The 20,908-nt window shown below is 70.9% G+C and carries 20 protein-coding genes; 12 read left to right on the top strand and 8 right to left on the bottom strand.

The features are described 5' to 3' along the window. The first annotated feature begins 28 nt into the window (after positions 1–28). Both ACWCRB_RS29965 and ACWCRB_RS29960 read left to right on the top strand, forming a co-directional pair. Entirely contained in the window at positions 29–2,095 is a 2,067-nt protein-coding gene (locus ACWCRB_RS29965) for a discoidin domain-containing protein (protein WP_450999014.1), read from the top strand. A gap of 21 nt (positions 2,096–2,116) precedes the next feature. Next, positions 2,117–2,710: a TetR/AcrR family transcriptional regulator gene (locus tag ACWCRB_RS29960; protein ID WP_450999013.1), complete on the top strand. Its 594-nt coding sequence runs from the start codon at positions 2,117–2,119 to the stop codon at positions 2,708–2,710. A 39-nt stretch (positions 2,711–2,749) separates the two neighbouring features. Here ACWCRB_RS29960 and ACWCRB_RS29955 read toward each other — a convergent pair whose 3' ends face one another. Continuing rightward, positions 2,750–3,598, bottom strand: a complete 849-nt coding sequence (locus ACWCRB_RS29955) for an EamA family transporter (RefSeq protein WP_450999023.1) — start codon at positions 3,596–3,598, stop codon at positions 2,750–2,752. A gap of 125 nt (positions 3,599–3,723) precedes the next feature. Between ACWCRB_RS29955 and ACWCRB_RS29950 the strand changes: the two genes are divergently transcribed. Next, positions 3,724–4,602, top strand: coding sequence for a LysR family transcriptional regulator (locus ACWCRB_RS29950; protein ID WP_450999012.1), 879 nt, complete (start codon positions 3,724–3,726; stop codon positions 4,600–4,602). 98 nt (positions 4,603–4,700) lie between these two features. Here the strand turns inward: ACWCRB_RS29950 and ACWCRB_RS29945 are convergent, their stop codons facing one another. The 3 genes from ACWCRB_RS29945 to ACWCRB_RS29935 are packed head-to-tail and all read right to left on the bottom strand — an operon-like array spanning position 4,701 to position 7,529. Then, positions 4,701–5,345 carry an NAD(P)H-dependent oxidoreductase gene (locus tag ACWCRB_RS29945; RefSeq protein ID WP_450999011.1) on the bottom strand — a complete coding sequence of 215 codons (645 nt, stop codon included), beginning with the start codon at positions 5,343–5,345 and terminating at the stop codon, positions 4,701–4,703. A 31-nt stretch (positions 5,346–5,376) separates the two neighbouring features. After that, on the bottom strand, positions 5,377–6,825 hold the full coding sequence (locus tag ACWCRB_RS29940) for a sensor histidine kinase (protein WP_450999022.1): 1,449 nt from the start codon (positions 6,823–6,825) through the stop codon (positions 5,377–5,379). A gap of 5 nt (positions 6,826–6,830) precedes the next feature. Beyond that, positions 6,831–7,529 carry a response regulator transcription factor gene (locus ACWCRB_RS29935; protein ID WP_369031070.1) on the bottom strand — a complete coding sequence of 233 codons (699 nt, stop codon included), beginning with the start codon at positions 7,527–7,529 and terminating at the stop codon, positions 6,831–6,833. Positions 7,530–7,679: 150 nt separating this feature from the next. Between ACWCRB_RS29935 and ACWCRB_RS29930 the strand changes: the two genes are divergently transcribed. Genes ACWCRB_RS29930 through ACWCRB_RS29920 form a run of 3 tightly spaced genes read left to right on the top strand, consistent with a single transcriptional unit; the run spans position 7,680 to position 10,486 of the window. Continuing rightward, positions 7,680–9,017: a ferredoxin reductase family protein gene (locus ACWCRB_RS29930; RefSeq protein WP_450999010.1), complete on the top strand. Its 1,338-nt coding sequence runs from the start codon at positions 7,680–7,682 to the stop codon at positions 9,015–9,017. Between the two features lie 10 nt (positions 9,018–9,027). After that, complete coding sequence (locus ACWCRB_RS29925) at positions 9,028–9,759, top strand: FMN-binding protein (protein ID WP_450999009.1); 732 nt, start codon at positions 9,028–9,030, stop codon at positions 9,757–9,759. Positions 9,760–9,763: 4 nt separating this feature from the next. After that, positions 9,764–10,486 carry an FAD:protein FMN transferase gene (locus ACWCRB_RS29920; protein WP_450999008.1) on the top strand — a complete coding sequence of 241 codons (723 nt, stop codon included), beginning with the start codon at positions 9,764–9,766 and terminating at the stop codon, positions 10,484–10,486. A gap of 91 nt (positions 10,487–10,577) precedes the next feature. On the opposite strand, the gene ACWCRB_RS29915 is transcribed toward ACWCRB_RS29920, so the two are convergent. After that, a complete protein-coding gene (locus ACWCRB_RS29915; RefSeq protein ID WP_450999007.1) occupies positions 10,578–11,207 on the bottom strand; it encodes an MBL fold metallo-hydrolase in 630 nt (209 codons plus the stop codon). After that, positions 11,207–12,292 carry an S-(hydroxymethyl)mycothiol dehydrogenase gene (locus ACWCRB_RS29910; protein WP_450999021.1) on the bottom strand — a complete coding sequence of 362 codons (1,086 nt, stop codon included), beginning with the start codon at positions 12,290–12,292 and terminating at the stop codon, positions 11,207–11,209. Before ACWCRB_RS29910 ends, ACWCRB_RS29915 begins: the two co-directional genes overlap by 1 nt. Positions 12,293–12,511: 219 nt before the next feature. Here ACWCRB_RS29910 and ACWCRB_RS29905 point away from each other — a divergent pair, with 219 nt between their 5' ends. Together ACWCRB_RS29905 and ACWCRB_RS29900 are read left to right on the top strand one after the other, a co-directional pair. Beyond that, on the top strand, positions 12,512–14,431 hold the full coding sequence (locus ACWCRB_RS29905; RefSeq protein WP_450999006.1) for an MBL fold metallo-hydrolase: 1,920 nt from the start codon (positions 12,512–12,514) through the stop codon (positions 14,429–14,431). Further along, positions 14,428–15,174 (top strand): sulfite exporter TauE/SafE family protein, encoded by a 747-nt coding sequence (locus ACWCRB_RS29900; RefSeq protein ID WP_450999005.1) that lies wholly within the window; start codon positions 14,428–14,430, stop codon positions 15,172–15,174. The genes ACWCRB_RS29905 and ACWCRB_RS29900 overlap by 4 nt, the downstream gene beginning before the upstream one ends. A gap of 92 nt (positions 15,175–15,266) precedes the next feature. Here the strand turns inward: ACWCRB_RS29900 and ACWCRB_RS29895 are convergent, their stop codons facing one another. Further along, positions 15,267–15,554 carry a metal-sensitive transcriptional regulator gene (locus ACWCRB_RS29895; RefSeq protein WP_105973141.1) on the bottom strand — a complete coding sequence of 96 codons (288 nt, stop codon included), beginning with the start codon at positions 15,552–15,554 and terminating at the stop codon, positions 15,267–15,269. 89 nt (positions 15,555–15,643) lie between these two features. Here ACWCRB_RS29895 and ACWCRB_RS29890 point away from each other — a divergent pair, with 89 nt between their 5' ends. Continuing rightward, a complete protein-coding gene (locus tag ACWCRB_RS29890) occupies positions 15,644–16,264 on the top strand; it encodes a rhodanese-like domain-containing protein (RefSeq protein WP_450999004.1) in 621 nt (206 codons plus the stop codon). Here the strand turns inward: ACWCRB_RS29890 and ACWCRB_RS29885 are convergent. Continuing rightward, positions 16,254–16,847 (bottom strand): transketolase, encoded by a 594-nt coding sequence (locus ACWCRB_RS29885; RefSeq protein WP_450999003.1) that lies wholly within the window; start codon positions 16,845–16,847, stop codon positions 16,254–16,256. The genes ACWCRB_RS29890 and ACWCRB_RS29885 overlap by 11 nt on opposite strands. A 257-nt stretch (positions 16,848–17,104) precedes the next feature. Between ACWCRB_RS29885 and ACWCRB_RS29880 the strand changes: the two genes are divergently transcribed. Genes ACWCRB_RS29880 through ACWCRB_RS29870 form a run of 3 tightly spaced genes read left to right on the top strand, consistent with a single transcriptional unit; the run spans position 17,105 to position 20,849 of the window. Continuing rightward, the gene (locus tag ACWCRB_RS29880) at positions 17,105–17,887 is read left to right on the top strand and encodes an isopentenyl transferase family protein (RefSeq protein WP_450999002.1); all 783 of its coding nucleotides are present in this window, start codon (positions 17,105–17,107) and stop codon (positions 17,885–17,887) included. Continuing rightward, positions 17,884–19,260: an FAD-binding protein gene (locus ACWCRB_RS29875; RefSeq protein ID WP_450999001.1), complete on the top strand. Its 1,377-nt coding sequence runs from the start codon at positions 17,884–17,886 to the stop codon at positions 19,258–19,260. Before ACWCRB_RS29880 ends, ACWCRB_RS29875 begins: the two co-directional genes overlap by 4 nt. Further along, positions 19,257–20,849, top strand: coding sequence for a TIGR00730 family Rossman fold protein (locus ACWCRB_RS29870; protein ID WP_450999000.1), 1,593 nt, complete (start codon positions 19,257–19,259; stop codon positions 20,847–20,849). The genes ACWCRB_RS29875 and ACWCRB_RS29870 overlap by 4 nt, the downstream gene beginning before the upstream one ends. Positions 20,850–20,908: the final 59 nt, after the last annotated feature.

Genomic DNA, 20,908 nt, shown 5'->3' with positions numbered 1-20,908 from the left:
TGACAACCCTGGTGCAAGGACGTGAGTGATGACTGTGCCTGCTGCCTTCCCGCCACGTCCGCGCCGCGGACGCAGACCCCTGACCGTGTTGTCGCTGCTGCTCGCCGTCCTGGCGCTGACGCTCGGCACCGTGCCCAGCTCGGCGGCCGGCACGGACTGGTGGACGCCGACCGCGCGGCCGACGCCCGACTCCCAGATCAACGTCACGGGTGAGCCCTTCAAGGGCACCAACTCCCAGGGCGAGGTACAGGGGTTCGTCGACGCGCACAACCACCTGTTCTCCAACGAGGCGTTCGGCGGACGCCTGATCTGCGGCAAGGTGTTCTCCACCAGCGGGATCGCGGACGCCCTCAAGGACTGTCCGGAGCACTACCCCGACGGCACGCTCGCGATCTTCGACTACATCACCCACGGCGGCGACGGCAAGCACGACCCGGTCGGCTACCCGACGTTCAAGGACTGGCCCGCGTACGACTCGATGACCCATCAGGCCAACTACTACGCCTGGATCGAGCGCGCCTGGCGCGGCGGTCAGCGCGTGCTGGTCAACGACCTGGTCACCAACGGCGTGATCTGCTCGGTCTACTTCTTCAAGGACCGCAGCTGCGACGAGATGACGTCGATCCGCCTCCAGGCCCAGCTGACCTACGACCTCCAGGACTACATCGACGCCCAGTACGGCGGCACGGGCAAGGGCTGGTTCCGGATCGTCACCGACACCGCGCAGGCCCGTGAGGTCATCAAGCAGGGCAAGCTGGCGGTCGTACTCGGCGTCGAGACGTCCGAGCCCTTCGGCTGCAAGCAGATCCTGGACATCGCACAGTGCAGCAAGGCCGACATCGACGCCGGTCTCGACGAGCTGTACGACCTGGGTGTGCGCAGCATGTTCCTGTGCCACAAGTTCGACAACGCGCTGTGCGGGGTGCGGTTCGACGAGGGCGGGCTCGGTACGGCGATCAACGTCGGCCAGTTCCTGTCGACGGGCACCTTCTGGCAGACGGAGACCTGCACGACCGCGATGCACGACAACCCCATCGGCGGCGCCACGGCGACCAGCGCGACCGAGGACCTGCCGGCGGGCACCGAGCTGCCGACGTACGACGCGGACGCGCAGTGCAACACCCGGGGGCTCACCGATCTCGGCGAGTACGCGGTGCGCGGCATGATGCAACGCAAGATGATGCTGGAGATCGACCACATGAGCGTCAAGGCCACCGGCCAGGCGCTGGACATCTTCGAGTCGGAGTCCTACCCGGGCGTGCTCTCCTCGCACAGCTGGATGGACCTCAACTGGACCGACCGGGTCTACGGTCTCGGCGGTTTCATCGCCCAGTACATGCACTCCTCCGAGGAGTTCGTCACGGAGGCCGCCCGCACGGACGCCCTGCGCACCAAGTACGGCGTGGGCTACGGCTACGGCACCGACTTCAACGGCATCGGCGACCACCCGGCACCACGCGCCACCTCGACGGTGACGTACCCCTTCACCAGTGTCGACGGCGGCTCGGTGATCGACCGCCAGACCACCGGTCAACGCACCTGGGACTTCAACACCGACGGCGCCGCGCACGTCGGGCTGATCCCGGACTGGATCCAGGACATCAAGCAGGTCGGCGGCACGGACGCGGTCAGCGACCTGTTCCGGGGCGCCGAGTCCTACCTCGACACCTGGGGCGCCTCCGAGAGCCACAAGGCCGGGGTGAACCTCGCCAAGGGCGTGACGGCGACGGCGAGTTCGTCCGAGTCGAACCCGTTCACCAGCTACCAGCCCGGCCGGGCCGTCGACGGCGACTCGGGCACCCGCTGGGCGAGCGACTGGAGCGACGACCAGTGGCTCCAGCTCGACCTCGGGTCGACGAACCTGGTCAAGCGGGTCACCCTCGACTGGGAGAAGGCGTTCGGCAAGTCGTACCGCGTCGAACTGTCGACCGACGGTACGACCTGGCAGACCGCGTGGTCCACGACCGTCGGCGACGGCGGCCTGGACACGGCACAGTTCGCGGGAGTACCGGCCCGCTATGTGCGCGTCCACGGTCTTGATCGCGGCACGGACTGGGGATACTCGCTCTACGAAGTGGGTGTCTACAGCAGCTGAGTTCCGTACCTAGGGGGAGTCATGGCACGCAAGCCGTCGGCCGAGCGGCGCCGGCAGCTGACGGAGGCGGCCATCCGCGCGATGACCCGGGACGGCGTCCCCAGGACGACGACCCGGTCCATCGCGGCGGAGGCGGGCGTGTCACTGAGCGTCTTCCACTACTGCTTCGACTCCAAGCAGGCCCTGGTCGAGTCGGTCATGACGACGATCACGGACCACTCCGTCGACGTGGTGCGCGCGGCGATCCAGCCGCAGTCCACCCTCCAGGAGACGATCCGCGCGGGCTTCCACGCGTACTGGGACCATGTGGCCGCCCACCCGGGCGAGCACATGCTGACGTACGAACTCACCCAGTACGCCCTGCGGGAGCCGGGGTTCGCGCATCTGGCCCGCCGGCAGTACGAGCAGTACACCGACACGTACGCCGGGCTGCTGGAGCAGCTGCGCGAGAGCATGGGCTTCGAACTGAGCGTGCCCGTCCCGGTGCTGGCCCGCTATCTGGCCGCGATGACGGACGGGCTGACCCTCAACTTCCTTGCCCTCGGCGACGAGAAGGCCTGCGTGGAGATCCTCGACACGGTCACCGACCATGTGGCCTCCCTCGTACGGGAGTAGTCCGTACAGGGGTGGTCCGTACGGGAGTTGGGTGGCGCGTTACTTCTGCGAGGTCAGGATGCTCACCGCGTTGGCGGCGACGATCGCCCCGATGCTCGCCCACTCCAGGGCATCCAGGTTCTCCCCCAGGCCGATCCAGCCGACCAGGGCGGCCATGACCGGGTTGACGCTCATGAACAGGCCGAAGAAGCGCGCCGACACCCGGCGCAGGGAGAACATGTCGGCGAGATAGGGCACGGCCGAGGCGAGCACCCCGGCGACGACGGCATAGCCGACGGCCGCCGCGGTCGGCGGATGCTCGACGACGAGGACGATCCCGACCGGCAGGAAGACCAGCGCGGAGACGCCCGCGGCGGCGGCCGAACCCTCCGCACCGGGCAGCCGCCGCCCGACCGAGCGGTTGAGCAGGATGTACGAGGCCCAGCAGGCGGCGGCGAGCAGCCCGAGGCCCATCCCGAGGTAGTCGGCGGACGGCTGGGGGCGCAGCAGCGCGACGACACCGACCGCGGCGATCACCGCGCAGCAGGCGTCCACCCGCCGCCGGGTGGCCGCCAGGGCGACGGCCAGCGGTCCGAGGAACTCCAGGGTGACCGCGAGGCCGAGGCCGATCCGGTCGATGGCGGTGTACAGGGACAGGTTCATCGTCCCGAAGACCAGGGCCAGCAGGAGTACGGGCCCCCACTGGGCGCGGGTGAAGCTCCGCAGTCGGGGCCGGGCGACGGCGAACAGGACGGCGGCGGCGACGTACTGGCGGACGGCCACGACCCCGACCGGGCCGAGCACCGGGAAGGCGAGGGAGCCGGTCGCGGCGCCGACCTGGTTGGCCAGCCCGCTGCCGAGCATGACGGCGACGCCGGCGAGCTTTCCGGCGCCGGGCTTCCGGGGCATGAGGGCGACGTCGCTCTCGTGGGCGGGGGCTGCTGTGTGTGCGGGGCCTGCGGGCATACGCCGATCGTGCGCCGGTTCCGTGGATGCGCAAAATGCATGGGCTTCGCCATCTATACGCTGGAGTCATGGACGCGCTTCAGGGACGGACCCCACAGATCGAGCTTCGGCAGTTGCGCTGTCTCGTCGCGATCGTCGACGAGGGCACCTTCACGGATGCCGCCATCGTGCTCGGCGTCTCCCAGGCGGCCGTCTCCCGCACCCTGGCCTCGCTCGAACAGGCCCTGGGCGTACGGCTGTTGCGGCGGACCTCGCGCGAGGTGAGCGTGACGGGGACCGGGGTTCGGGTGCTGGCGCACGCCCGGCGGGTGCTCGGTGAGGTGGACGACCTGGTCGGGGAGGCGACGTCCGGGCATGCCCGGCTGCGGATCGGGTACGCCTGGTCGGCGCTGGGCCGCCACACCCTCGTCTTCCAGCGCCGCTGGGCCGAACGGCACCCGGAGACGGAGGTACAGCTCGTCCGGACCAACTCCGGCACCGGTGGGCTGGCGGAGGGGGCGTGCGATCTGGCCGTGGTGCGCCGGCCGCTGGACGACCGGCGGTTCGACTCCGTCGTCCTCGGCCTGGAACGGCGTATGTGTGTCATGGCCGCCGACGATCCGCTGGCCCGGCGGCGGTGGATCCGGCTCGGCGACATCAGCGGGCGCACGGTGTTGGTGGACCGGCGGACCGGGACGACCACGGAGGAGTTGTGGCCGCCGGGGTCTCGTCCGGTGGTCCAGGAGACGCACGATGTCGACGACTGGCTGATCGCGATCTCCACGGGCCACTGCGTGGGGCTTACGCCGGAAGCGACCGCGCACCAGTATCGGCGGCCTGGGGTGGTTTATCGGGCTGTGCGGGATGCGGAGCCGGTGGTGGTTCGGCTTGCGTGGTGGCGGGATGATCCGCATCCCGCGGGGGCGGGGGTCATTGAGCTTCTTACCGACCTTTACCGCACGGATTGACTGCGTCGGCTGAGCGGCTGCCACGACATGCCGTCAGCCGGCTGCTGCGCCGTCGTGGCTGGTCGCGCAGTTCCCCGCGCCCCTTTGGGGCGCGTCTCCTACAGGCCCATTGCCAGCAGACGTTCGCCGTACTCCGTCAGGTACTGCTCCCTCTGTTTCGGCGACACCTCGCCCGGGGTCCTGGCCACGAACGGAGGGAGGACATCGAAGCCAAGACAGCTCAGGATGCCGTGGTGGATGGGCCAGAGGGCTCGGTCCAGGTCTTCTTCGGTGCCGTGGGGGGTGTAGAGGCCTGAGGGGGTGCCCGTCGTGGTGCAGATCAGGGCTTGTCTGCCCTTCAGGGGGCCCGTGTCGTAGGCGCGGCCCTCTCCGTAGGCGAAGCCTCGGGCCATCGTGCGGTCGATCCAGCCCTTGAGGATGGCCGGCATTCCGGACCACCACAGCGGGAACTGGAGGATCATCAGATCGCACCGGGTGACCTTCTCCTGTTCCGCGAGGACGTCGGGCGGGGTCTCGTGGGCCGCCTGGACCCGTTCCTGCTCAGCGGGGACGTCCAGGTAGTCGGGGTCTGTCCAGACGCCGGGGAAGTCGTCGGCGTCGACGGCGGCCTTCCAGCCGAGCCGGTAGAGGTCGCTGACCACGACCTCGTGTCCGGCGCGTCTCAGGACGTCCACGGCTCTGACCTTCAGCGCGCCGTTGAAGGAGCAGAGTTCGGGATGGGCGAAAACGATCAGTACGTTCACTGTGGGGGGTCTCCTCGGATCGTCCGGTCGTTCAGTTCTTCGGAGGTCGGTCCGTCCTGTCGAGCGGGATACGGAGGGTGAAGGCGGTCGAGCCGGGTCCGCTCGTCAGGTCGAGGGTGCCGCCGTGCGCCTGTGCCAGGGACAGCGCGACCGCGAGGCCGAGGCCGCTGCCGCCCCGGTCGCGGCTGCGGGCCTTGTCGACGCGGTAGAAGCGGTCGAAGACCCGGTCCTGGTCGGCGGTCGGGATCCCGGGCCCGGCGTCGGCGACCCGGACCACCGCGTGGCCGGCGTCGACGGTCACGTCCACGGACACCGGGGTGCCGGCGGGCGTGTGCACGGCCGCGTTGGTGAGCAGGTTGTCCAGGACCTGCCGGATGCGGAGGGGGTCGAGGCGCAGGAGCAGTTCCTTGGGGGCGGCCGTCACCGTCAGGGGGTGCTCCGGGTGGCCCGCGCGGAAGGCGTCGGCCGCCTGGCCGGTCAGGTCCACCAGGTCGGCGGTCTCCGGGCGCAGCGGGGTCTCGATCTGGGCGGCGTCGAGTCGGGCGAGCAGCAGCAGGTCGTCGAGGAGGATGCCCATCCGGGCGGCCTCGGCGCGCAGGCGGGCCAGGTGCTTGTCCCGTTCGCCGGGCTCGTTGGCGGCGGCGTACTGGAAGAGGTCCGCATAGCCCCGTACCGACATCAGAGGGGTACGCAGCTCGTGGGAGGCGTCGGCGACGAAGCGGCGCAGGCGCTGTTCGGCCTCCGTGCGGACGGCGAGGGAGTCGTCGATGTGTTCGAGCATGGTGTTGAACGCGGTGCGCAGCTCCTCGACCTCGGGACCGCCGTTGCCCCGGTCGGCGCGTACGGGCAGCCGGGCGGAGTCGGTGAAGTCGTGCGAGGTGATGCCACGAGCGGTGTGGGCCATGTCGCTGAGGGGCCTGAGGCCGCGCCGCAGCACCGCGCGGCCGAAGATCACCAGGCCCAGCAGGGCGATGGCGAAGGCGACCACCTGGACCGTGACCAGCTGGTCCATGGTGTTCTCGATGTCGTCCATGGGCGCCGCCGTGACCAGGACGACACCGGACTCGACCTCGCAGGCGCGCAGCCGGTAGGCGTCCCCGTCGATGCGCGCGGTGCGGTAGACGGGGTCGGTGCCCGAGGTCCGCAGGGTCGCGGCGGTGGCGAGGAGTTCCCGGGAGTCGGGCGGCACGTCGGCGGGCTCGCGCAGGACGGGCGAACCGCCGGAGACCTTGTACGAGGCGGTGTACCAGCCGTAGTACGGCTTGCCCTGCACACTGCCGTAGTCCACGACGTCCTTGGACTGGGTGATCTGGACGAGCTTCATCTGGTCGCTGAGCTGGCGTTCCAGGTAGTCCCGCATGTACATGGAGAGCGCGGCGCCGACGACGGCGAACACGACGAGCGAGAGCACGCCCATGCCGAGCGCCAGCCGTGTGCCCAGCCGCAGTCTGCGGTAGTTCGCCCGGCAGTGGCGGATCACCCGGATCACTCGGCGACCTGCCGGACCACGTAGCCGACGCCCCGCACGGTGTGGATCAGCGGTTCGTCGTGCTGGTCGGGGTCGTCGAGCTTGCGGCGCAGCCGGCTGACGACGAGTTCCACGACGTTGGACCGGCCGCCGAAGCCGTACTCCCAGACGTGGTCGAGGATCTGTGCCTTGGTGAGCACGGTCGGTGACTTGCGCATCAGGTAGCGCAGCACCTCGTACTCGGTCGGGGTGAGCGTGAGCCGTTTGTCGCCGCGCCTGACCTCGCGGGTGTCCTCGTCCATCGTCAGGTCGGCCACCCGGAGCACGGAGCGCTGGAAGCCGGGGCCCGCGCTGCGGCGCAGCACGGTGCGCAGCCGGGCCATCAGCTCCTCCACGGCGAAGGGTTTGACCAGGTAGTCGTCGCCGCCCCGGGTGAGCCCCGCGACCCGGTCGGCGACTCCGTCACGGGCGGTGAGGAAGACCACGGGCACCATCGTGCCCGACAGCCGCAGCCGGTCGAGCACGGCGAAGCCGTCGAGGCCCGGGAGCATCAGGTCGAGCACCACGATGTCGGGATGGAACTCGGCGGCCCGGCTCAGCGCCTCCTCACCGGAGTACGCGGTGACCGCCTCCCAGCCCTCGTAGCGGGCGACCGTCGCGACCAGGTCGGCGATGGGCGGATCGTCGTCCACGACGAGGAGTCGTACTTTTTCCACGTGCTCATAGTGCTCCACGTGGCTCCCGTGCCATAACGCCCTCCCCTCCCTACGCGCGATCGATAACAACTTGAAAGTCCAACGACAGCATTACGACAGCTACCGTCGGTCAAGCTCGGTGTCCCCGGACCCGATCAAGGAGCACTGTCCGTGACGACCGTCCAATCGCCTCCCGCGCCCCCCACGGCGATACGACCCAAAGTGGTGGCCCGCACCGGCCTGTACGCCGTGCTGGCCGCCAACGTGGCCGTCGTGACCGTCTTCTTCGCCCAGGCAGGCTTCGCCTCGAACGCGCTGATCGTGATGGGCCGGCTCGCCGGGCTGTACGGCGCGCTCTTCATGGCCTTCCAGCTGGTCCTGGTGGCCCGGCTGCCGTGGCTCGACCACCGCATCGGCATGGACCGGCTGACGTCCTGGCACCGCTGGGTCGGCTTCGGCCTGCTGTGGACGCTGATGAGCCACGCCGTGTTCATCACCTTCGGCTACGCCGAGGGCACGTCCATGGGTCCGGTCGACGAGCTGGTGGAGCTGGCCGAGACCACCGAGGGCGTGCTGCGCGCGATCGTCGCCCTGGTCCTGATCATGATCATCGGCGCGGTCTCCGCGCGCTACGCCCGCCGCCGGCTCGCCTACGAGACCTGGCACTTCATCCACCTCTACACCTATGTGGCGGTGGTCCTGGCGTTCACGCACCAGGTCGGTGTCGGTACGACGTTCACCTCGTCGTCCGCCGCGACGACGTACTGGTGGGCCCTGTGGGGCGTGGCGCTCGGTTCGGTGTTCCTGGGCCGGGTGGTGCTGCCGCTGCGCAAGAACCTCCGTCACCAGCTGCGGGTCTCGGCGGTCGTCCCCGAGGCCGACAACGTCGTGTCGATCTACATGACGGGCCGCGACCTGGACAAGCTGCCCGCCCGCGCCGGCCAGTTCTTCCTGTGGCGGTTCCTCACCAAGGACCGCTGGTGGCAGGCGAACCCGTTCTCGCTGTCGGCGGCGCCCGACGGCAGGTCGCTGCGCCTCACGGCGAAGGTCGCCGGCGACGGCACCGCGACCCTGAAGCACATCCCGGTCGGCACCCGTGTCTTCGCCGAGGGCCCGTACGGCGCGTTCACCTCGATGCACCGCACCCGCCCCGAGGCCGTCCTCATCGCCGGCGGTGTGGGCGTCACGCCGATCCGCGCGCTGCTTGAGGAGATCCAGGGCCACGCCGTGGTCATCTACCGGGTGGCCAGGGACCAGGACGCCGTCCTGTACGAGGAGCTGCGGGACATCGCCCACGCCAAGGGTGCCGAGCTGCACCTGGTGTCCGGGCCGGTCGCCCCCGACAAGCTGGCCCCGGCGGAGCTGGCCAAGCTGGTGCCGGACATCACGGACCGGGACGTCTTCCTGTGCGGCCCGCCGCCCATGATGAACGCGGTGCTGCGCAGCCTGCGGGAACTGGGCGTGCCCAAGTCGCAGACCCACTTCGAGCGCTTCAGCCTGGCCGGATAAGAGGAACGTCGTGAAACGAGCACTGCCTGTACTGGTCCTGAGCATCGCGGGCCTGGTCCCCGTCTGGCTCTACGAGCCGTCGCTGGGCACGACGTCCTCGGAGGCCTCCGCCTCGACGCCGTCCGCGTCCTCCTCCGCCGCTTCGGGTTCCTCCGGTACGTCGTCGACGGTCGTCAAGGGCACGACCGTGACCACCGAGAAGGGTGACGTCCAGGTCGAGGTGACGTTCGCGGGGACGAAGATCTCCTCGGTGCGGATGCTGAAGCAGCCGAACCACCCGCAGACCACCGCCGCCGTACCGGTCCTGATCAAGGAGACGCTGGCCGCGCAGAGCGCCGACATCGACACGGTCTCCGGCGCGACGATCACGAGCGACGGCTACAAGGAGTCCCTCCAGGCCGCCATCGACTCCCAGGCGGAGTCCGCAGCGTCGTCCCCGTCGCCGTCCGCTTCCACCTCGTCGTCCGCGGCTGCCGAGTCCGCGTCGAAGGTCGTCTCGGGGACCGCGGTGGACACCGAGAAGGGCACCGTGCAGGTCGAGGTGACCTTCGAGGGCGACACGATCGCGTCCGTGAAGATGCTCCAGCAGCCGAACCACCCGCAGACCACGGCGGCTGTGCCGGTCCTGATCGAGGAGACCCTCGCCGCGCAGAGCGCGGACATCGACACGGTGTCGGGTGCGACCATCACGAGCGACGGCTACAAGGAGTCCCTCCAGGCCGCGATCGACGCGAAGGGCTGAGCGGATGCGGCGCGTCGAACACATCATGGGGTTCCCGATCTCGCTGCGCATCGACGACGAGAACGCCCCGGCGGAGGCGGCCGACGCCGTGTTCGCCTGGCTCCACGAGGTCGACGCGCGCTTCAGCCCCTTCAAGGACGACAGCGAGGTGTCCCGCCTCGACCGGGGCGAACTGGAGCCCGACGGGCTGAGCCCGGACCTCACCGAGGTGCTCGGCCTGTGCGAGGAGTACCGGGTCGTGACCAAGGGCGCCTTCGACGTACGGCTGCCCGGCCGTGGCCTCGATCCGTGCGCGATGGTGAAGGGCTGGGCGGTGCAGCGGGCGGCGGATCTGCTGGAGGCGGCGGGCGTACGGACGTACTGCCTGAACGCCGGTGGTGACGTGGTCGCCGCGGGACGCCCCTGGCGGGTCGGGGTACGTCACCCCGAGCACGCCGACCAGCTGTGCACGGTGCTGGAGCTCACGGAGGGCGGTGTGGCGACCTCGGCCCGCTATGAACGCGGCGACCACATCCTCGACGGCCGCACCGGCCGTCCGGCGACGGGACTGCTGAGCCTGACCGTCGTGGCCGCCACGCTCACCGAGGCGGACGCCACGGCGACGGCGGCGTTCGCGATGGGCGCGGAGGGCGTCGACTGGGCCGCCGCGCGCAAGGGCTGCGAGGTCTTCGCGGTGGACGCCGACCGCCAGGTCCTCCGGACGGCGGGCTTTCCGGTGGCCGCCTGAGGTTGCCTTGATTGATGTTGTACGTCCGTGTGGGCGCCCTCCGTTGTGACGGTGGGCGCCCACTGGCGTGTGCGTGCGGTGTCCGTGGCCGTCAGTGGCCGCGGGCGATCCACTCCTCCAGGTGCGGTGCCTCGGCCCCGATGGTGGTGGGGTCGCCGTGCCCGGTGAGGACCTTCGTCTCGGGCGGGAGGGCGAGCAGCCGGTCCCGGATCGAGTCGATGATCGTCGGGAAGTGGGAGTAGGAGCGGCCGGTGGCGCCCGGGCCGCCGTTGAAGAGGGTGTCGCCGGTGAAGACGGTGCCGAGACCCGGGTCGTAGAGGCAGACCGCGCCCGGTGCGTGTCCGGGCGTGTGCAGGACCGTGAGATCGGCGCCGGCGGCCTCGATCACCTGTCCGTCGGCCAGCCAGACGTCGGGCTCGCGGTCGGGGTGGGTCTGCTTCCACAGCGGCAGGTCGTCGCGGTGCAGCCAGATGGTGGCGCCGGTGCGTTCGGCGAGCGCGGGTGCGGCGTCGATGTGGTCGTTGTGGGCGTGGGTGCAGATGATGGCGGTCAGCCGCCGGTCGCCGAGAGCTTCGGCGATGGCGTCGGCGTCATGCGCGGCGTCGATGACGATCGCCTCGCTGTCGTCTCCGATGATCCAGACGTTGTTGTCGACGTCCCAAGTACCGCCGTCAAGGCTGAACTGCCCTGAGGTGACGAGGCGTTCGATGCGGGCGGCCATCAGAGCACCACCACGGAACGCAGTACGTCGCCGCCGTGCATCCGCTCGAACGCCTTCTCCACCTCGTCGAGTTGGATGGTCTCCGTCACGAACTTCGCCAGGTCCAGGCGACCTTGGAGGTGCAGGTCGATGAGCATGGGGAAGTCACGGGAGGGCAGGCAGTCGCCGTACCAGGACGACTTGAGCGAGCCGCCGCGTCCGAAGACGTCGATCAGCGGGAGTTCGAGCTTCATGTCCGGCGTGGGGACGCCCACGAGGACGACGGTCCCGGCGAGGTCGCGGGCGTAGAAGGCCTGCTTATAGGTCTCCGGACGGCCGACCGCCTCGATGACGACATCGGCGCCGAAGCCGCCGGTCAGTCCCTGGATCGCCTCGACCGGGTCGGTCTCCTTGGAGTTGACCGTGTGGGTGGCGCCCATCGTGCGGGCGGTGGCGAGCTTCCGGTCGTCGATGTCGACGGCGATGATCTTCGCGGCACCGGCGAGGTTGGCGCCCGCGATGGCGGCGTCGCCGACTCCGCCACAGCCGATGACGGCGACCGTGTCGCCGCGTCCGACGTTGCCGGTGTTGATGGCGGCACCGATGCCGGCCATCACCCCGCACCCGAGCAGCCCGGCGACGGCGGCGGAGACCGACGGGTCGACCTTGGTGCACTGTCCAGCGGCGACGAGGGTCTTCTCGGCGAAGGCGCCGATACCGAGCGCCGGAGACAGCTCGGTGCCGTCCTCCAGGGTCATCTTCTGCTTGGCGTTGTGCGTGTTGAAGCAGTACCAGGGCCGCCCGCGCAGACAGGCGCGACAGTTCCCGCACACGGCACGCCAGTTGAGGATCACGAAGTCACCGGGGACGACATCGGTGACGCCCTCCCCCACCGACTCCACAATGCCCGCGGCCTCATGCCCGAGCAGGAAGGGGAAGTCGTCGTTGATCCCGCCCTGCTTGTAGTGCAGGTCGGTGTGGCACACCCCGCACGCCTGGATCTGCACCACGGCCTCGCCCGGACCGGGGTCGGGCACGACGATCGTCTCGACCCGCACCGGTTCGTTCTTGCCCGGTGCGATCACGCCGCGTACTTCCTGCGCCATGGTGCTGAACCCTTCCATCGGCCAATGTTCGGTTCTTCTCTCCGACCCTACGTGCGACTGATCGGTAACGGCACGTCCAGGGTCGAGCCCGGCGCGACCCGGCTCACAAATACCCCCGGGGGTACCTCTGCTACGGTGGCGAATATACCCCCTGGGGCAATTTCACGAGGGCTTCCTACGGCTTCCTACGGCTTCACAAGGACAGGAAGGAGTGCCGCCATGTACTTCGTCGACCGCATCGACGTGCCGGGACTGGGCAACCGCGGCTATCTGGCGGGCGGGCCGGACCGGGCCGTGGTGGTCGATCCGCCACGGGACATCGACCGGGTGATCGAGGCCGCCGCCCGACGGGGTGTGCGCGTCACGCACGTCGTCGAGACGCACGTCCACAACGACTACGTCACCGGGGGCCTGGAACTGGCCCGGATCACGGGGGCCGCCTACCTGGTCCCGGCGGGCGCGCGGGTGGCGTACGACAGGGTGCCGGTGACTGACAGGGACAGCGTGGAAGTGGAGGAGGGACTGGTACTGCGGGCGCTGGCCACGCCGGGGCACACCCCGCACCACACCGCGTACGTCCTGGAGGAGGCCGGCCTGGCCGTGGCCGTGTTCACCGGCGGCTCGCTGCTGATCGGCACGGTCGGACGGCCGGACCTGGTCGAGCCGAGGCTCACCGGGGAGCTGGCCCGGGCGCAGCATGCCTCGGCGCATCGCCTGGCGGCCGAGCTCCCGGACGAGACGGCCGTACTGCCCACGCACGGCTTCGGCAGCTTCTGTTCGGCCGGGACGGCGGCGGGCGACGACGCCACGACCATCGGCCGGGAACGCGGAGCGAACGAGGCGCTGGTGAAGGACGCCGACACGTTCGTCGCCGACCTGCTCGCCGGGCTCGACGACGTGCCCGCGTACTACGCGCACATGGGCCCGCTGAACTCCGCCGGCCCCGCGCCCGTCGACCTGACTCCGCCGGCCCCGGCGGACGCCGAGGAGATCACGGCGCGGCTCGCCGCCGGGGAGTGGGTGGTGGATCTGCGCAGCCGGGTCGCGTTCGCCGAGGGCCATGTCGCCGGGACGGTCAACTTCGAGGCGGAGGGGCAGCTTGCCACATATCTGGCGTGGCTGCTGCCGTGGGGCAAGCCGGTGACGCTGCTCGCGGAGTCGGCGGCCCAACTTGCGGATGCTCAGCGGGAGTTGACCCGGGTCGGCATCGACCGGCCCGCCGCCGCCTCGACGGGCTCCCCGGCCGGGTGGCTGCGCCCGGGCGAGCGGCCGCGCACGTTCTCGCGCGCCACGTTCGCGGACCTGGCGGGCCAGGAGCGCAAGGAGGTCGTGATCCTGGACGTGCGGCGGGACTCCGAGCGTGCGGGTGGCCATATCGCGGGTTCGCTGCACATCCCGCTCCACCAACTGCGCGATCGGCTCGCGGAGATACCCGACGGGACGGTGTGGGTGCATTGCGCGGGCGGGATGCGGGCCGCGATCGCCGCCTCGCTGGTGGACGCGGCGGGGCATGTCGTGGTCGCCGTCGACGACGGGTTCGCCGCCGCCCGCGAAGCCGGGCTTCCCATGGCCCGGGTCACCGCGGCCGAGGCCCACGAACTCACGGGCGCGGACGGGCCGGCCGTACTCCTGGACGTCCGTGAGGTCGAGGAGTGGGCTGCCGGGCATGCCGTCGGTGCGGTGCACGCGCCGCTGTCGGCGCTGACCGCAGGCACCTCGCTGCCGGGGGCGGTGCAGGGGCGCCCACTGATCGCGATCTGCCGCTCCGGCAAGCGCTCCCGACAGGCCGCGGCGCTGCTCACGGCGCGCGGCGCGGAGGTCTCGGACGTGATCGGCGGGATGGGGGCGTGGGCGGGGGCCGGCCTGCCGGTGGCGACTGGAGGCGGGCTACAAGCGGAGGCGGGGCCGTCGGTGCCGGACGGGAGCGACCCGCAAACGGAAGCGGGCCTGCCGGCACCGACCGAGAACGCCCTGCCGACAACGACGAACCTGTCGGCGCCAAGCGCGAGCAGGCCGCCAGCAGAGGCAGGCCTGCCAGCAGGGACCGAAAGCGGCCTGCCGACCCCGACGGACCTGCCGACGGTGACCGCGAGCCAGCCGCAGGCCGTCTCCTCCAGCGATGGCGGACCCGTCGCGTGACTGCGTTCGTGCTCGCCCTGGTCGCCGGGGCCGTGACCGGTCTCGCGCTGGGGGCGCTCGGAGGTGGTGGCAGTGTTCTGGCCGTGCCCGCGTTGATCTATCTGCTCGGTTTCACTCCGGCCGCGGCCACCACCGCGAGCCTGGCCATAGTCACCGTCACCTCCGCCACCGCGCTGGCCGCGCACGCCCGTGCGAGCACCGTCGAGTGGCGGGCCGGGGCGGTCTTCGCGGCGGCTGGACTCGTGCCCGCGACGCTCGGTGGAGCCGTCAGCGGGTATGTACCGTCCGCCCTGCTGACCGGCGCGTTCGCGGTGATCGCAGGCCTCGCCGCGTACCGCATGCTGCGTCCTTCGGCATCCGTACGGGAAGGGGTGCCGGTGCGGCCCGTTCAGGTCGCTCAGGCCGGCGCGGGGCTGGGTGCGGTGACCGGAGTGCTGGGGGTGGGCGGCGGTTTCCTCGCCGTGCCGGCGCTGGTGAACGTCGTGGGGCTGCGGATGCGGGCCGCCGTCGGGACGAGCCTGCTGGTGATCACCGTCAACTCACTGGCCGCGCTGCTGGCCCGGGCCGGTACGGCGACCCGTGTCGACTGGGCGCTGGTCGCGCCCTTCGCCGGGGCCGCGATCCTCGGCGCGTGGGACGGCAAACGGCTCGCGGGCCGCGTCTCCGGGAGCCGACTCCAGCGGATCTTCGCCTGGGTACTGCTGGCGGTGGCCTTGTTCATGCTGGCCGACGCGGTGGTCTGACCGTCACCCGCATGCCGCGCCCTCCCGACGGGGAAGCCCCGAAAGGCTCTCCCCCGCCCACCTATCTCCTACCACTCACCCCTCGAACACCCTCACGCCAGCGACAGGAACAGCTTCTCCAGCCGGGCCCGCATCTGCTCCTTCGTCTCGCCGCTCCGCTCGGCCGCCTCCACATCGGTCAGGCACTGCTGGAGTCCGGTCGCGATGATGGCGAACCCCGCCCGGTCCAGGGCGCGCGAGGCGGCGGCGAGCTGGGTGACGACCTCCTCGCAGTCGCGGCCCTCCTCGATCATCCTGATCACCCCGGAGATCTGCCCCTGCGCCCGGCGCAGCCGATTCAGCACCGACTTCAGCTCATCACCCTCGAACTGCAGTTCCACAACCACTCCTCCACACACTCCGCTACATACCCTTGGGGGTATTTTACCTCCCTCAACGGTCGGACCCCACGAAAGGATCCCAGTCCCCCATGACCACTCCCCTCGCCCTCGACACCGACCAGGCCCGCAGCCGCCTGCCGCAGCTGACCGTCATCGATGTCCGCACCCCGGGCGAGTACGCCTCCGGGCATCTCCCCGGCGCCCTGAACATCCCCCTGGACCACGTCCGGCGTGCGCTGCCCGTCCTCAAGGAGGCGGCGGAGCAGGGCGAGCTGCTCGTCGTCTGTGCCTCCGGCGCCCGCTCCGAGTCCGCCTGTACGGTCCTCACCGAGAACGGTGTCCCGGCCATGACCCTGACCGGCGGCACCCAGGGCTGGCGGGACGGGGGACACGAACTGCACCACCCGGCGACCAGGACCCGCGCCATCTGGTCCATGGAACGTCAGGTCCGCTTCACCGCGGGCACCATCGTCCTCGCCGGCCTCGGGCTGGGCCTTCTGCACCCCGCCTGGCAGGTGCTGTCCGCGGGGATCGCGGGCGGTCTCGTGTTCTCGGCCGTCAGCAACACCTGCGGCATGGCCTACCTGTTGGCCAAGCTGCCGCACAACCGGCCCCGGCCCGCCGACCTCGACGCCACCCTCACCGCGCTCGCGCAGCGGTCCCGGGCACACGCCGAGTCGGCCGGCAACGCCACCGACGTCAGCGCATGAAGTCCCGGACGGCCCGGGCGAGTTCGGCCTCGTCCAGGCCGTCCGGCTCGCCGAGGGCCAGCAGCCGGTGCGGTACGTGGACCAGCGTGCCGGCGACATGATGGGCCGAGGTGCCGCGCGCGCAGGGCTCGACCAGCACCACGTCGGCATGGTCGGCGGCGAGCACGGCGGTGCGCAGTCCGAGCTCGTCGAAGGGGCGGACGGTGGCCGTGTAGAGGACGGCGAGGTCCAGTCCGGCCGTGGCTCGCAGCACCGGGTCGAGGGTGGCGCCCACCGCGAGCACCACACCGGCACGTCCCTCCCGGACCAGTTCGAAACCGTCGGTCGCGCCGCGCGGTTCGGCGTTGGACTCGGCGGACACATGGACGTACGCCTGCTCACCCCGAGCCATGGCGGTCATCACGGCCCGCCGCACCTCGTCCGGATGGCCGGGGACGTACACGGTCCAGCCCGGGCGGGCGACGAACCGGGCCAGTTCCGCCGGCACACCGAAGCCGACGAGGACCCTGGCGTCCGGGCGGCCCGCGTCGCCTCCCGGGAGCGGCAGGGCGTCGGCGGCGGCGAGCAACATCTCGGATTGCACGGTGTCCTCCTGGGTAAGAACCTGACGCACAGCGTGAGGAATTCATTAAAAAAGGCGCTGCAGCGCCCGCCTCACACCACTCCGGATTCCCCGGAATTCGACACTCCACTCCGCATTTTCCGGCCTTTAACAACCACAGATGAATGTGGTTGTTTCTTTGCCCTGCCCAGGCTGTGAGCTGGTTTTGACGCAACGTCACACCGTGCTTCTCTTGTCCGTGCTCGACAACGGTTGCACGGATCGGGAGGGAAACTCCGATGGCCGAGAGCCCAGCGGACGGCACGACGGATTGCACGGCTCGTCCTTTTGTTCATCTGATCGCGGGGCCGACGGGGGCGGGGAAGAGCGCGGCGGCCAACGATCTGGCCCGGGTCACCGGCGCCCCGGTGGTCGTCGCCGACCGGCTCCAGTGCTTCACGGACCTGGCCACCACCAGCGCCCGCGCGGGCGGACAGGCCCCGGGTGTACGGCGGTACTGGCTCGGCGACCGGACCGTCGCCGACGGCGACCTCGGCGCGGCAGCGGCCGCCGAGTCCCTTTTCGACCTGGTGGAACGGCTGGGCGCGCAGCATCGGTTCGTGATCGTCGAGGGCGGCTCGATCTCCCTGCTGCGGGTCCTGGCCGCACGTTGCGCCGCGCTGCCCTGGCAACTGTCCGTACGGGTGCTGCCGCTGCCCGCGTACGACGAGTACGTCGAGGCGCTCACCGGCCGCGCGCTGACGATGCTCGCCCCGCCGGCCCCCGACCGCAGCCTACTGGAGGAGCTGGCCGCACTCTGGGTCGATCCCCGGCAACGGCGTTTCGCGGCGTCCGTGAACGGTTTTGAGGCCGTCCTGGAATGCTGTGCGAAATATTCACTGGATGTAGAGACCATCCACAAACAGGTGCCGCCTGCTCCGGTGCTGTCACGGATGGCGTCCCTGATCGCCCTGCGCCATGCCGAACACGGCATTCTGCAGAGCCGCGTGTTCACCGAAACTTTCGAGAAACGGGTGTCTGGACCGGTTTTCGATCCCGGCATGCTGGGGCGTGCCGCGTGAAAGGGATAGCAAACGTCATTCCCCGGTCGGATTACCTGGTTCCGTTCCCGGAGTCGGCCGGCGGGGACGCCGCGAAAACAGTCCCGGCCGCCGACGACTTCGGCCATATCGTCGGTTCACGGCCGCTCGGCGTGTTCTCGCCCCCGTCCGTGGCCGCGCTCCGCGAGTTCGTCGCGGTGGCCGGCCCGCGCGGGCTGCCGGTCAGCGCCCGGGGCGGCGGCTACTCCGTCTACGGCCAGGGCCAGGCCGAGGGCGGGTACGTCGTCGACCTGAGCGCCCTGAACGAGGTGCGCTGTACGCCCGCCGCACGGACGGTGACCGCCGGAGCGGGCGCCCGCTGGAGCGAGGTCGTCCGGGCCGCCCTCGCCGAGGGGCTCACCCCGCCCGTGCTCCCCGACCATCTCGGCGGCAGCGTCGGCGGGCTGCTGAGCACCGGGGGCCTGGGCGGTTCCAGTCACCGGCACGGTCTGGTCGCCGACCACGTGAGGGAGTTGGACGTCGTCACGGGCGCCGGCGAGGAGGTGACCTGCTCGCGCGAGCGCCACCGGGACCTGTTCGACGCCGTGCTGGCGGGCCTCGGCCAGTGCGCGCTGATAGTGCGCGCCACGCTCGACCTGGTCCCCGTACCCGCCCTGGTCCGCCGCTTCCGCCTCTACCACCACACACCCGGCACGTTCTTCGCCGACCAGCGCGCCCTCGCCCGCGACGACCGCTTCAGCCATGTGTGCGGCCAGGCACGACCCGCGCTCGACGGCGCCTGGGACTACATGATCGAGGCCGTGGCCCCGCACACCGGCCAACTCCCCGTCGACGACACCCTGTTGACCGGCGGCCTCGAACACGACCGGGACGCCGAGGAGATCGAGAACCTCTCGTACGAGGAGTTCCTGCGCCGCATGGACCGCGACGAGCGGATCCTGCGCACCACGGGCGAGTGGCAGCGCCCGCACCCCTGGCTCACGCTCCTCCTCCCGGAGGAGGCCGCCGCCGCGTTCGTCCCGACGGTACTGGCCGACCACGCGCAGACCGGCCTGCGCGCCTGCGGAGTGGTCCAGCTGCGCCCCCTCACCTCCCGGGCTCTGCGCGCCCCGCTGCTGCGCAGGCCGCCGGGCGAACTCCTGTGCCTGCTCTCCCTGATGCGCACGGCACCGCCCGGCGCCCCCGAGAACGTACGGGAGGCGGTCGCCGCCAACCGGGCGCTGTACGAGCGGGCGCGCGACCTCGGCGGTGTCCTGCACCCGACCAGCGCGGTGCCGATGACCTCCGGGGACTGGCGGGCCCACTTCGGCCCCGCCTGGGAGGCCCTGGCCCGTGCGAAGCACCGCTACGACCCGCACTCCGTCCTCACTCGGGGGTACGGACTGTGGCCGTGACCTCTGTGAACGCCGCGACTTCCGCCACCGTTGTGACCTCGGTTCACACCGTCACCGTCTTCTGCGGCGCCTCCCCCGGACACCGCCCCGGTCATCGGGAGACCGCCGCCGACCTGGGCCGCGCCCTCGCGGAGGCGGGCCTGCGCCTCGTCTACGGCGGGGCCCGCACCGGCCTCATGGGCGCGCTCGCGGACGCAGCACTGGACGGCGGCGGCAAGGTCACGGGCGTCGTACCGCGCCGGATGCTGCCGTACGAGATCGCGCACACCGGCCTCAGCGAGCTGGAGGTGGTGACCGACATCCATGAACGCAAGGCGAGGATGGCCGAGTTGGGCGACGCATTCGTGGCGCTGCCGGGCGGGCTCGGTACGGCGGAGGAGCTGCTGGAGGCGCTGGCCTGGGCGCAGCTGCGCATCCACCGCAAGCCGTGTCTGCTGCTCGACCCGTACGGCTTCTACCGCCCGCTGCTGGCGTTCCTGGAACACGCGCGGGACGAGGGCTTCCTGCACCCCGGGGACCTGGAGCGGATCGTGGTGTGCTCGTCGGCCGAGGAAGTGATCGCTCAACTGACCGCTCCGGTCCGGCCGTTGCCCGAGGGAGCAGCTGCCGCGCGGCCGACTCCCGTACGACAGAGGCCTCCTGGCGGCCGGACCGCGTTCCTGTTCTCGGGCGCCGGGTCGCAACGGCCAGGGATGGGGCGTGAACTCCACGACAGCTTCCCGGTGTTCGCGGCGACGCTGAAGGAGGTGTGCGCGGGGCTCGACCCGTATCTGGACGTGCCGCTGCTGGACGTGATGTTCGCCGAGGCCGGGACGCGCACGGCCGCGCTGCTGGACCGGATCGCGTTCGGGAATCCGGCGATCTTCGCGCTCCAGGTCGCGCAGTACCGGCTGCTGGAGAGCTGGGGTGTGCGCCCGGACGTGCTGTTCGGGTACTCGGCCGGGCGGATGGCCGCCGCCCATGCCGCCGGGGTGTTCTCGCTGGCGGACGGCTGCCGTGCGGTGGGCACGCTGTCGCGGCTCATGGGCGCGTTGCCGAAGGGGGGTGCGATGGCGGCGGTGGAGGCGTCCCCGGAGGAGCTGCGCCCGGGGTCCGGCGTGGTGGTCGCGGCCGTCAACGGGCCCCGGGCGGTGGTGGTTTCGGGCGACCGGGACGCGGTGACGGCCGTACAGGAGGAGTGGGAGAGGCGCGGTCGGCGGACGCGGGTCCTGCGTACCGATGTGGCAGCCCACTCGCCGCACTTCGAACCGCTCCTCGCCGAATACCGCCGTACTCTGGGGACGCTGGACCTGCGCGCCCCACGCCTCCCCCTGATCTCCGACATCACGGCGAAACCGGTCGGCGAAGACGAGGCGTGCACACCGGAGTTCTGGGTGCGCGAGCTGCGCGAGCCGGTCCAATTCGCGGACGCGGTAGGCCTGTTGACGCAGGACGGGGTGACCACGTATCTCGAACTCGGCCCGGGCGAGGTACTGGCCGGCATGCTCGGCGACTGTCTGCCCAGCGGGGACACGCCTCCTCTCGTCCTCGCGACGGCGCTGGACTGGCGGGCGCTGCACGAGGAGCACACGGAGAACGGGCAGAAATAACTACTTCGTCGCTCCCCCGGCCACCGACGTAGGGTGAAATCTCCCGCCCGTCTGCCCGC

Source organism: Streptomyces sp. NPDC002156 (assembly GCF_053593675.1).
Note: the sequence above shows the minus strand (reverse complement) of the source record. Positions and strands in the feature narration are given on the sequence as shown.

Excerpts from the sequence above, each read along its gene's own strand:
- ACWCRB_RS29965 (WP_450999014.1), top strand. The coding sequence starts at position 29 with ATGACTGTGCCTGCTGCCTTCCCGCCACGTCCGCGCCGCGGACGCAGA.
- ACWCRB_RS29960 (WP_450999013.1), top strand. The coding sequence starts at position 2,117 with ATGGCACGCAAGCCGTCGGCCGAGCGGCGCCGGCAGCTGACGGAGGCG.
- ACWCRB_RS29955 (WP_450999023.1), bottom strand. The coding sequence starts at position 3,598 with ATGCCCCGGAAGCCCGGCGCCGGAAAGCTCGCCGGCGTCGCCGTCATG.
- ACWCRB_RS29950 (WP_450999012.1), top strand. The coding sequence starts at position 3,724 with ATGGACGCGCTTCAGGGACGGACCCCACAGATCGAGCTTCGGCAGTTG.
- ACWCRB_RS29920 (WP_450999008.1), top strand. The coding sequence starts at position 9,764 with ATGCGGCGCGTCGAACACATCATGGGGTTCCCGATCTCGCTGCGCATC.
- ACWCRB_RS29915 (WP_450999007.1), bottom strand. The coding sequence starts at position 11,207 with ATGGCCGCCCGCATCGAACGCCTCGTCACCTCAGGGCAGTTCAGCCTT.
- ACWCRB_RS29910 (WP_450999021.1), bottom strand. The coding sequence starts at position 12,292 with ATGGCGCAGGAAGTACGCGGCGTGATCGCACCGGGCAAGAACGAACCG.
- ACWCRB_RS29905 (WP_450999006.1), top strand. The coding sequence starts at position 12,512 with ATGTACTTCGTCGACCGCATCGACGTGCCGGGACTGGGCAACCGCGGC.
- ACWCRB_RS29890 (WP_450999004.1), top strand. The coding sequence starts at position 15,644 with ATGACCACTCCCCTCGCCCTCGACACCGACCAGGCCCGCAGCCGCCTG.
- ACWCRB_RS29880 (WP_450999002.1), top strand. The coding sequence starts at position 17,105 with ATGGCCGAGAGCCCAGCGGACGGCACGACGGATTGCACGGCTCGTCCT.